The organism is Flavobacterium sp. LB2P53 (assembly GCF_003970305.1).
Taxonomy (GTDB): Bacteria; Bacteroidota; Bacteroidia; order Flavobacteriales; family Flavobacteriaceae; genus Flavobacterium.
Window position 1 is genome coordinate 175,342 of sequence record NZ_RYDG01000007.1, and the last position, 11,504, is coordinate 186,845.

Genomic DNA, 11,504 nt, shown 5'->3' on the forward strand with positions numbered 1-11,504 from the left:
TATAAAATTATTCAGAAACTTTGATTTCAAACATTTTATCCCAGTTTTTTCCGGTCACAAAAATGGTTTTGGTTTTTGGGTTGTAGGCAATTCCGTTTAGGACATCTGTATCAGGTAATTGGGTAATTTTTTTCTTCAAATCAGCAAGATTGATAATTGCTTCAACGGCTCCATTTTTAGGATTGATGACTGCAATGGCATCTTTCTGGTACACATTTCCATAAATTTTACCATCAATCCATTCGAGTTCATTGATTGCTTTTATTTTTGTTTCAAAGGAATATACGTTCAAGTAATCTACTTCTTTGAATGTGATTGGATCAATGATCCAAATTTTTTCGGTTCCGTCTGATTGGTATAAATAAGTTCCGTCATTTGTCAATCCCCAACCTTCAATTGATTTGAAATAGGGGAACGTTTTTTCTTTTTTGAAAGTATCAGCATTATACACATATCCTTCATTGTTTTGCCAAGTCAGTTGGTATACTTTGTTGTTGAGAATCGTAATTCCTTCCCCAAAATAATTGTCAGCCAGTTCTACTTTTTTATATACTTCTCCAGTTTTATAGTTTGTTTTTCTTAAACTCGAAATCCCTTTTATTCCAGAACTGTTTCCAGAACCGTTTCCAGTTCCTTCATACAGCGTGTCACGGTAAAACTCTAATCCTTGCGTGTAGGCTTGAATGTCGTGCGGATAGGTATTTACAATGGTATATTTTAATAGTTTTGGTTGAATGCCGGAAACTAATTCTACTCTTCCAGTAGCCTCAGCGGTTTGTCCTTCATAATAAACAAGGGCTTTCAGGTCTTGGTTTCCTAATTTTTGATCTTTTAATTCCAATGATAGTTTATCAAGACCTTTCTTAGAAGCAATTTTTTTATCATTGACGTAGTAAATAATGCTATCTACTTTTTTTGAATTGGGATTCAAAACCGCTAAAGAAAGGACTTCTTGTGGGGTATATAATGCTGAAAATTTAGAATTATCAAAGGTAAATAAAGTGTTTTGGCCTTTTTTTTCCTCGTTGCAACTTGCTAAAGTGATTCCTAATAAAATGATAGATAGGAAGTTATGATTTTTCATTGTTTGAATTTTTGATACCCCAATATAACGTTATTTTTTAATGATTAAAGCTCTTGTAAAAATATAAAAAGATTGTATATTTGCACCGGCAAGTCCTACACGACCAGCTCCTGCAGACTCCCCCAGGATGGGAACATAGCAAGGGTACGTGGTTGAGCGGTGCGATGTAGGTCGCTTGCCATTTTTTTAATCTAAATTTATTTCAGATTCTTTTCTAAATTCACACAAATAAGTAGTCTTCCTTCGGGAGGATTTTTTTATTTTTGGATCTTTCGTACAATAAACATCAATAATCATGAATAAAGTAGTTTTAATAACAGGCGGTTCTTCAGGAATAGGGAAATCTATTGGCGAATTTTTACACCATAAAGGTTTTGTTGTGTACGGAACTAGTAGAAATCCGGAACGAATTTTAAATTCGGTTTTTCCTCTAATTGCTTTAGATGTTCGGGATTCGGATTCGATTCATGCAGCTGTAGCCAAAGTGATTGCGACCTCCGGAAGGCTTGATGTTGTCATTAACAACGCTGGTGTTGGGATTACGGGACCATTGGAAGAAATTCCGATGCATGAAATTAAGAATAATTTTGAGACTAATCTTTTTGGCCCAATTGAAGTAATGAAAGCAGTGTTACCACAAATGCGTACACAACAATCAGGATTAATCATCAACGTGACTTCTATTGCGGGATATATGGGTTTGCCGTATCGAAGTGTTTATTCTGCTTCAAAGGGTGCCCTTGAACTCATCACTGAAGCGTTGCGAATGGAAGTGAAATCCTTTGGAGTTCATATTACGAATGTAGCTCCGGGAGATTTTGCGACAAATATTGCTTCGGGACGTTTTCATGCTCCGGTGCTAAAGGGTTCCGCTTACGAAACTCCGTACGGAAACACCTTGAAAACGATGGATGAACATGTGGACAGCGGCAGTAATCCAAATGAAATGGCTGAAGCGGTCTATCAGATTATCCAAACTCCAGAACCTAAAATTCATTATAAAGTGGGCGTTTTTATGCAAAAAATTTCAATTGTTTTGAAAAGAATTTTACCAGATAAAGTATATGAAAAAATGCTGATGAGCCATTATAAGTTGTAATTTTGCACCGAATTTATTAGCGTGAGGGATTACAGTGAAAATCCTTTTATTTTTTCTTTAAAAAATAAAAGATTGAAGCGGAAAGCCCGACCCTTGGGTCACGCCCAAAGAATTAGAAACACACAATTAAATTATATAATATGAAATTTTTTATTGACACGGCTAATTTAGCTCAGATTAAGGAAGCACAGGCGTTGGGCGTTTTGGATGGTGTTACAACTAATCCAACATTAATGGCAAAAGAAGGAATCACAGGAAAAAACAACATTTTGAAACATTATGTTGACATTTGTAATCTTGTTGATGGTGATGTTAGTGCCGAAGTAAATGCTTTGGATTACGACGGAATGGTAAAAGAAGGTGAAGAGTTGGCGGATTTACACGAGCAAATCGTGGTAAAATTGCCGATGACTAAAGAGGGAGTGATGGCTGCTAAATACTTTTCGGATAAAGGTATAAAAACAAATGTAACTTTAGTATTCTCGGCTGGTCAGGCTTTATTGGCTGCTAAAGCGGGAGCTACTTATGTTTCTCCGTTTATTGGTCGTTTAGACGATGTATCTACAGACGGTTTGGCTTTGATTGAAGAAATAAGATTAATTTATGATAACTACGGTTACGAAACTCAAATTCTGGCTGCTTCAGTGCGTCACACGATGCACATTGTAAACTGTGCGAAAATTGGTGCTGATGTGATCACCGGACCACTTTCTGCCATTTACGGCTTATTAAAACACCCATTGACTGATATCGGATTGGCGCAATTTGTGGCTGATTTTGAGAAAGGAAATAAATAAAAAATGCTCGGTGAGCCATTTTGAGTCTCAGCGAATTGAATAAAAAAATCCCATTTCAAATTTGAAATGGGATTTTTTTTATTGGTTTGGTTTCAATATGGTTTGGTATTATATTTTTGATTAGTGTCCGCCACCAACTTCTACTTCTTTTCCGATTCCTTGTTTTTCCAAAATTCCAATTACTTTCCATCCGTAGAATGCGATGAATGCGAAACATAAAACAGGAATGAAGTAAGAAGCATGAATTCCTATAATATCTGCTAGTTTTCCTTGTAATGGCGGGATAATACCACCACCCAAAATCATCATCACCAAGAAGGCTGAACCTTGGGAGGTATATTTTCCTAAACCTGCAATTGCTAATGAGAAAATAGAAGGCCACATGATGCTTAAGAATAATCCACCGCTCATGAAAGCAAAAATAGCGATTGTACCCGTAGTGAATAAACCAATAAGCATGGCTGTCATTCCCATTAAACCAAAAATCATTAAGGTTCTAGACGGTTGATCTTTTCCTAAAAAGAAACCAGCGATTTGGAACAAAATTACAAATGCATAAGCATATAAAGGTGTTACATCTTGTCCGGAAATAGCGTTAGCGGCTAATACGACTCCAAAAGCTATGTAAGGAACTACGATAAGTAAAATTTTCTTTAGTTGAGATGACGGGTTGAAAACTGTAATGGCTCCTGCCCAACGCCCAATCATTAAGCTTCCCCAATACATAGACATATAGGGCGCTAAAGCAGGTCCAGCTATTGAACCAAAATCAGCAGTCACCAATAATTCACCAAGGTTACTTCCTATAGTTACCTCGACACCTACGTAAGCGAAAAGGGCTAACATTCCCAAAACTAATTGTGGGTATTTCATGGCTCCCCATCCTTCAGGATTTTTTTGAGCCGTTGTATTGGCGAAAAATAATCCAATAACAACTACCAAAAGTGTAGAAACCGTTAAGGCTAATCCTAAGTAATCTTTTTCTTTGTTCTCGATAAAACGAGTAATAAATTCAGCATCTTCATAACGAGAAAAGATATAGGCAAAAATAGCAACCAAAATTACAGTGATCGCAATTAGTGTTTTCATTGCTTTATTCGCCGTTTCAAAAGTAGAATCACTTTTTCCGGCCGGTAACTTTTTAGAAAAATGGAATAAGGCTGCTGCCAATAAAAAGAGTGCACCAACAAATACATAAAGGATTCTCATAGAATCTAATGAATCTGGTTTTTGAGCAAATTCTTCGATATTAACTCCTGCAATAACACCAAACAAGGCGATAGAAACCACTATCGGTCCTATTGTGGTGCCCAATGAGTTGATTCCACCAGCAAGATTTAGTCTGCTTGATGCTGAATGTGGTTCGCCCAGTGAAGCAGCAAACGGCTGTGCCGATGTTTGTTGCAGTGAGAAACCAAGAGCTACAATGAATAATGCACCAAGAATAAACAAATAACTTCCTTGTGTTACCGCTAAAATCATAAGCAGAGCTCCAAACGTACTTATCAATAATCCGTAAATAATTCCTTTTTTGAATCCCCAACCGTTTAAAATATCTTTTTTGGCGATACTGCTAAAAATAAAAAGCAATAAAGCTCCGATATAATAAGCCCCATAAAAAGCAAAATCGATAAGTTGACTTTGAAATTGGTCTAAGCCAAATTTAGCTTTGCAAAATGGAATAAAAATTCCGTTTGATGCTCCAATAAAACCCCAAAAGAAAAATACGGTTATGAGCGTGTAAAGCGCGGAATTGTTAGACTTTGTTTGTTCTGAATTCATAAGTATACATTGGTTAATGATTAAAACTAAATACTTTTATAGCTGTAAGACCGTAAATATATTTGTTAAGTAAATTAAAAAAAAATAATTTAGACTAAATATTGTTATAATTATTGAATCACCACGTTTTATTAAAAAATGATGCTTTTTTTTTAACCTTTTTGCTAATTCTAAAACGACGGTAACTTTGAAATTGGGATTAAATGTACTTTATCTATAGAAATAGTTTAAGATTTTCATAATCTCCATTTTTTTGGATACTCGAAGCAATCTGATTTATGGTATTTTTTATTTTCCTTACTCTTTTAAAAAAACTATCTTTATAATTCAGTATGAAAAACACGATATGAAAAGTGATTTAAGAAGAAAAAAAGATATCAATTATAAAAGTGCCGGTAAATTCGAAGAAACTAGATTTGAAAAAATTCATAATGAAATTTTCAAAAACTCAACAGAAGCCTCTGTAATTGTAGCGCAGGAAATTGCTGAATTGATTAAATCAAAAGAAAAGCAAAATAAATCTTGTGTTCTTGGTTTGGCTACTGGCTCTTCACCTATTAAAGTGTATGAAGAACTAGTTAGAATGTATAGAGAAGAAGGACTTAGTTTTAGCAATGTAGTCACTTTTAATCTGGATGAATATTATCCGATGACAAAAGAAAATAACCAAAGCTATCATTATTTCATGCACCAGCATCTTTTTAATCATATCGATATTAAGCCTGAAAACATACATATCCCAGATGGAACGATAGCTATTGAAGAACTGAATCAATACTGTATTGATTATGAAATGAATATTAAAAATGCTGGCGGACTTGATTTTCAATTATTAGGAATTGGTCGTACGGGTCACGTTGGGTTCAATGAACCAGGATCCCATATCAACTCGGGCACTCGCATAATTACTTTGGATCACATTACAAGAGTCGATGCCTCATCTGATTTTAATGGGATTGACAATGTTCCTAAAAGAGCAATTACCATGGGAGTTTCTACGATTCTAAGATCTAAAAGAATTGTATTAATGGCCTGGGGCCAAAACAAAGCAGATATAATAAAAAGAACAATTCAAGGCGATATTAGCTCTGAAGTTCCTGCGACATTTTTGCAAAATCATGCTAATGCTACGTTCGTTTTAGATCAATTGGCAGCTTCAGAATTAACCCGTTTCAAAACACCGTGGTTAGTGGGCGAATGTATTTGGACTCAAGAGTTAAAAAGCAAAGCAATTGTTTGGCTGTGTCAAAGTACCAATCAATCTATTTTGAAATTGACCGACAGAGATTACAATAATAATGGAATGTCTGATCTTTTAGCATTAGAAGGTTCAGCTTACGACTTGAATATAAACATGTTCAATGTGTTGCAGCACACCATAACCGGATGGCCAGGAGGTAAACCTAATACTGATGATTCCCATAGACCGGAAAGGGCTAATCCTGATAAGAAAAGAGTGATTCTTTTTAGTCCGCATCCAGATGATGACGTGATTTCCATGGGAGGAACTTTTTCTAAATTAATAAAACAAGGACATGATGTTCATGTAGTGTATCAAACTTCAGGAAACATCGCTGTTACAGATGACGAAGCCTTAAAATTTGCTGAGGTTTGTACTGATTTCATTGGAGATGCTAAAACTAAAATTGATTTTCAATCCGTTATTGATTTCCTGAGGAACAAGTCAGAAAATCAAATAGATTCTCTTGAAGTTCGGAAACTTAAAGCACTTATCAGACGCAGAGAATCGTATGCAGCCGTTCGGTACATTGGGTTAAATGAATCGAATATCCATTTTCTGGATATGCCTTTTTATGAGACGGGACTAATAAAGAAAAACCCAATCCACGCGGATGACATTGCTATTGTAAAAGCGATTATCGAAAAAATAAAACCGCATCAGGTTTTTGCCGCTGGTGATCTTGCGGATCCGCACGGAACGCATGAAGTTTGTCTTAATGCTATTTTTACTGCTATGGCAGCGTTGAAACCACAATCGTTTATGAATGATTGCTGGCTGTGGTTATATCGTGGTGCTTGGCATGAATGGGAAATTCATGAAATAGACATGGCAGTACCATTAAGTCCAGAAGAAGTAATGCTAAAAAGACACGCAATTTTATACCATCAATCGCAAAAAGACCGCGTGATGTTTCAAGGTAATGATTCCAGAGAATTTTGGGTGCGTGCCGAAGACCGCAATAAACATACAGCAAAATTATATGATGATTTAGGACTGGCAGAATATGAAGCCATCGAAGCTTTTAAACGTTTTGACTATTAAAAACATATTGAATACCTATAAACTATGAAATACTTTTTGATCCTATTATTAGTAAGTTTTGTTTCGAATGCACAAATTACCACCGAGCAATTAAACCTGATGCCTTGGCCACAAAATATAAAGTTGACCGCTGGCACTTTTGCTTTAAGCAAAAAATTTAAAGTGAATATTACCGGGAATCCTAATCCCAGAATTTTTATAGGCGCAACCAATTTCCTGCGACGATTAGATGGCAGAACGGGATTGTTTCTCGAACAAAGTTTTTTGACAGAAGTCAACGAAAGTCCGGAAGCTGAATTGCAGATAAATTGTGTTCGCAACGGAAAAATAGAAATTAATGAAGATGAAAGTTACGAATTGAAAATTGCTTCTAATCAAATAACCATTAATGCCACAAGTGATTTAGGGGCTTTGCATGGTTTGGAGACGTTATTACAATTGCTTCAGAATAATAGTACGTCATTTTACTTTCCGGTTGTTGAAATCTCGGATTCGCCACGTTTTACCTGGAGAGGCCTGATGATTGATGCGGCAAGACATTTTCAACCGGTAGATGTTATCAAAAGAAATCTGGACGCTATGGCTTCGATGAAAATGAATGTTTTCCATTGGCATTTAGCCGATGATCAAGGTTGGAGAATTGAATTAAAAAATCATCCAAAATTGACAGAATTAGCCTCAGATGGAAATTTTTATACTCAGGAAGAAATTAAAAATATTGTAAAATATGCTGATGAAAGAGGGATTCTGGTTATTCCTGAAATAGATGTTCCTGGACATGCATCGGCATTGCTGACTGCCTATCCTGAAATAGGAAGTAAAGTAGGTGAGGGGGAAATCACGTATGAAGTACAAAGAAATTCAGGGATTTTCAATGCGACTTTAGACCCTATAAATCCAAAAACCTACGAAGTTTTAAGTTCGATTTTTGATGAAGTGTGCCCGTTATTTCCAAGTAGTTATTTTCATATTGGAGGTGACGAAAACAATGGGAAGGAGTGGAATGCAAATCCTGCTATTCAGCAATTTAAAAAGGATAATAATCTGGCCAGTAATCATGATTTGCAAACTTATTTTAATATGAAGTTGATTCCAATCTTGAAAAAATACAACAAAAAATTAATGGGTTGGGAAGAAATAATGACTGAAAACATGTCTAAAGACGCCATAATTCATGCTTGGCGAGGAACTAACGAAGGGCAAGAAGCCGGTGGAGCATTGATCAAAGCTGCAAAAAGCGGTTACAATACAGTGTTGTCAAATGGATATTATATTGATTTGATGCTTGGTATTGAAAGTCATTATTTGAATGATCCCATACCCAAAAAGATAATTCTTAGTCCAGAGGAAAAAGCAAGGGTTTTAGGAGGAGAAGCAGCGATGTGGAGTGAACTCGTAACGCCATTAAATATAGATTCCAGAATTTGGCCACGAACCGCTGCGATAGCTGAGCGATTATGGTCTGATGAATCTGTTACCGATATGAACAGCTTACGCAAAAGGTTGAAAACGATTTCTTTTCGATTAGAAGAACTCGGAATTACTCACATTAGAAACAAAGAAGTGATTTTAAGAAACATCAGCAACAATCAAGATACGCGTGCATTGAATGATTTTTCAAACCTTTGTGAACCACTGAAAAATTACAAACGTAATGGTGGCGGAAAGAAATACCGCATGCATTCTCCGTTGACCTTATTTGCGGATGCTTGTAATGCGGATGCTTCGGAAGCACTAGATTTTAATGTTGCAGTCAATGTATATTTAGCAAATAAAAGCAAGGAGAATAAAGGGATAGTGACTGACTTTTTTAAGAAGTGGATCGTCCTAAATTCCGATTTAATTGCTTTAAGTGCCAATGCGCCGCTGGCGCAACCTCTTTTGCCCTTGTCTAAAAGTTTGAGTGATGTATCCCAGCAGCTATTGCTTTTAATAGATAAAAAACAAAAAGTAAGTCAAACTGTATTGGAAGATTTATTAGAGAAATGCAATACCAGAAGTCCCGCCGATGTAGAATTAGCAGTTTACGGTAGTTTAAAAAAATTGCTGTAAACAAGAAAAGTAACATTGGCTTTATGAAGTAAGAATTTTGAAATCCTGATAATTTGTGTCAGGATTTTTTTCTGTTAATTATTGTTCTAATCCGTAAATTAAAACCGTTAAAAATGGATTTTTTTGGAATTCAGTAAATCGTTATTTTTTTCGTATTTTTGCAAAAATTTTATAAAATAAATATTCATGTTAACAGTAAATAATTTATCAGTTCAGTTTGGCAAACGAATTTTGTTTGACGAAGTAAATACTACCTTCACTCACGGTAATATCTACGGAGTTATCGGAGCCAATGGCGCTGGAAAATCTACTTTTCTTAAAATAATCGCCGGTGAAATGGACCCAACTTCGGGACATATTCATTTGGAACCAGGAAAACGTATGTCGGTTTTAAACCAAAACCACAATATGTTTGACGAAAGCACCGTATTGGAGACCGTTATGATGGGGAATAAAACCTTGTATGCGATCAAAAAAGAAATGGATGCTTTATATTTAGATTACAATGATTCAAATGCGGACAGGATAGGCGAGTTACAAGTGCAATTTGAAGAGATGAACGGTTGGAATGCTGATTCCGACGCGGCATCGATGTTATCAAATCTAGGCATTACAGAGGAACATCATTATACTTTAATGGGAGATCTTGAGGGAAAAATTAAAGTTCGTGTCCTTTTGGCACAAGCGCTTTTTGGAAATCCGGATTTACTTATTATGGATGAGCCTACCAATGATCTGGATTTTGAAACCATTGCCTGGTTAGAGAATTTCTTGGCCAATTATGAAAATACCGTAATTGTAGTTTCTCACGACAGACACTTTTTGGATTCTGTTTGTACGCATATTTCGGATATAGATTTCAGTAAAATAAATCATTATTCCGGAAACTATACATTCTGGTATGAATCAAGTCAATTAGCAGCAAAACAACGCGCGCAACAAAACAAAAAAGCAGAAGAAAAGAAACAGGAATTAGAAGAATTTATTCGTCGTTTTAGTGCGAATGTAGCCAAATCAAAACAAGCTACTTCTCGTAAAAAAATGATTAGCAAGCTGAATATTTCCGAAATAAAACCATCAAGTCGTCGTTATCCGGCAATTATTTTTGACCAAGAGCGTGAGGCAGGAGATCAAATTTTGAATGTGCAAAATTTAAGCGCTTCTGTAGATGGAGATATTTTATTTAAAGGCGTAGATTTGAATATGGCCAAAGGCGATAAAATCGTTCTTTTCTCAAAAGATTCACGTGCCACTACCGCTTTCTACGAAATTCTAAATGGAAATCAAAAAGCGGATTCCGGAACTTATGATTGGGGAGTTACAACAAACCAAGCGTATTTACCAGGAGATAATCATTCGTTTTTCGAAAACGATTATTCTCTTGTAGATTGGTTGCGTCAATGGGTAAAAACTGAAGAGGAGCGTGATGAAGTAAATATTCGTAGTTTTCTTGGAAAAATGATTTTTTCAGGAGAAGAAGCCTTAAAAACCTGCAGAGTATTATCCGGAGGAGAAAAAGTGCGTTGCATGTTGTCTCGAATGATGATGGAACGAGCGAATGTTTTAATGCTGGATGAACCTACCAATCACTTGGATTTAGAGTCCATTACAGCTTTTAATAATTCATTAAAAAACTACAAAGGTTCTGTGATTTTCACCACTCATGATCATGAATTCTCGCAAACGGTTGCTAATAGAGTAATTGAATTAACGCCTAATGGAGCGATTGACCGTTACATGACTTTTGATGATTACCTAGATGATGAAAAAGTTCAGGAATTGAGAGCTAAAATGTATATTGTATAAAAAGTAATTTATATTTAAGATTAAAAATATCCCGCAATTGCGGGATATTTTTATTAAAAGAAGTTTTTAATTGTCAATCTTAATTAAACGATCATTATTTCTTACCGAAAATCTTATTAATGATAAAAATGATAATAACGATAACGGCAACAACTATAAATATACCAACACCTACTCCAGCTTTGAATATTCCTCCTATTATTGAACAACTTGAAAATGATATTAGTACCAATGAAAGCATTAATAGTCTGGTTAATTTTTTTAGCATGATTTCTATCTTTAATTTGAAATATAAAATTACAGGTTTCAAGTATAGCGTTGTTACATAATTATTTAAGTTTATTGTGAAATTTAGAGGATAAAATCACAAAATAGTGGTTAACCACCATAATTAAACATAAAAGTAATATAATAAAACCAAAGATGATATTATATTAGAAGATGAATTTAAAGAATTATTAGGTCATAATTTCATTAATATTCTATCAAAAGAAAAACGTGTTGTAGATGAATATGGTCAAATTGGACATGCTAACTTAGCCATCACATTAAGTTAAGAAATAATCTTAATTTTAGCCTATGAAACAAGTCCGCAAAATT

The 11,504-nt window shown here is 35.2% G+C and carries 7 protein-coding genes and 1 other RNA gene; 6 read left to right on the top strand and 2 right to left on the bottom strand.

Annotation, left to right across the window (positions count from 1 at the left end):
- Window positions 1–7 precede the first annotated feature (7 nt).
- A complete protein-coding gene (locus EKL95_RS10520) occupies window positions 8–1,084 on the bottom strand; it encodes a glutaminyl-peptide cyclotransferase (RefSeq protein ID WP_126562189.1) in 1,077 nt (358 codons plus the stop codon).
- Between the two features lie 86 nt (window positions 1,085–1,170).
- On the opposite strand from EKL95_RS10520, the gene ffs reads away from it, so the two are divergent.
- The 3 genes from ffs to fsa all read left to right on the top strand — a co-directional run bounded on the left by ffs (window position 1,171) and on the right by fsa (window position 2,980).
- An RNA gene (gene ffs, locus EKL95_RS10525) (signal recognition particle sRNA small type) lies at window positions 1,171–1,268 on the top strand.
- A 111-nt stretch (window positions 1,269–1,379) separates the two neighbouring features.
- Window positions 1,380–2,183 (top strand): SDR family oxidoreductase, encoded by an 804-nt coding sequence (locus EKL95_RS10530; protein ID WP_126564200.1) that lies wholly within the window; start codon window positions 1,380–1,382, stop codon window positions 2,181–2,183.
- 140 nt (window positions 2,184–2,323) lie between these two features.
- Window positions 2,324–2,980: a fructose-6-phosphate aldolase gene (fsa, locus tag EKL95_RS10535; RefSeq protein ID WP_126564201.1), complete on the top strand. Its 657-nt coding sequence runs from the start codon at window positions 2,324–2,326 to the stop codon at window positions 2,978–2,980.
- A gap of 120 nt (window positions 2,981–3,100) precedes the next feature.
- Here fsa and EKL95_RS10540 read toward each other — a convergent pair whose 3' ends face one another.
- A complete protein-coding gene (locus EKL95_RS10540) occupies window positions 3,101–4,762 on the bottom strand; it encodes an MFS transporter (protein WP_126562186.1) in 1,662 nt (553 codons plus the stop codon).
- Window positions 4,763–5,108: 346 nt separating this feature from the next.
- Here EKL95_RS10540 and nagB point away from each other — a divergent pair, with 346 nt between their 5' ends.
- The 3 genes from nagB to EKL95_RS10555 all read left to right on the top strand — a co-directional run bounded on the left by nagB (window position 5,109) and on the right by EKL95_RS10555 (window position 10,904).
- Window positions 5,109–7,046 (top strand): glucosamine-6-phosphate deaminase, encoded by a 1,938-nt coding sequence (gene nagB / locus EKL95_RS10545; RefSeq protein ID WP_126564202.1) that lies wholly within the window; start codon window positions 5,109–5,111, stop codon window positions 7,044–7,046.
- Between the two features lie 24 nt (window positions 7,047–7,070).
- Window positions 7,071–9,098, top strand: coding sequence for a beta-N-acetylhexosaminidase (locus tag EKL95_RS10550; RefSeq protein ID WP_126564203.1), 2,028 nt, complete (start codon window positions 7,071–7,073; stop codon window positions 9,096–9,098).
- Window positions 9,099–9,284: 186 nt separating this feature from the next.
- On the top strand, window positions 9,285–10,904 hold the full coding sequence (locus EKL95_RS10555; RefSeq protein WP_126453416.1) for an ABC-F family ATP-binding cassette domain-containing protein: 1,620 nt from the start codon (window positions 9,285–9,287) through the stop codon (window positions 10,902–10,904).
- Window positions 10,905–11,504 lie beyond the last annotated feature (600 nt).

What these genes read in the sequence shown, in the direction of transcription:
- EKL95_RS10520 (WP_126562189.1), bottom strand. Translation starts at nt 1,084, where the DNA reads ATGAAAAATCATAACTTCCTATCTATCATTTTATTAGGAATCACTTTA.
- EKL95_RS10530 (WP_126564200.1), top strand. Translation starts at nt 1,380, where the DNA reads ATGAATAAAGTAGTTTTAATAACAGGCGGTTCTTCAGGAATAGGGAAA.
- fsa (WP_126564201.1), top strand. Translation starts at nt 2,324, where the DNA reads ATGAAATTTTTTATTGACACGGCTAATTTAGCTCAGATTAAGGAAGCA.
- EKL95_RS10540 (WP_126562186.1), bottom strand. Translation starts at nt 4,762, where the DNA reads ATGAATTCAGAACAAACAAAGTCTAACAATTCCGCGCTTTACACGCTC.
- nagB (WP_126564202.1), top strand. Translation starts at nt 5,109, where the DNA reads ATGAAAAGTGATTTAAGAAGAAAAAAAGATATCAATTATAAAAGTGCC.
- EKL95_RS10550 (WP_126564203.1), top strand. Translation starts at nt 7,071, where the DNA reads ATGAAATACTTTTTGATCCTATTATTAGTAAGTTTTGTTTCGAATGCA.
- EKL95_RS10555 (WP_126453416.1), top strand. Translation starts at nt 9,285, where the DNA reads ATGTTAACAGTAAATAATTTATCAGTTCAGTTTGGCAAACGAATTTTG.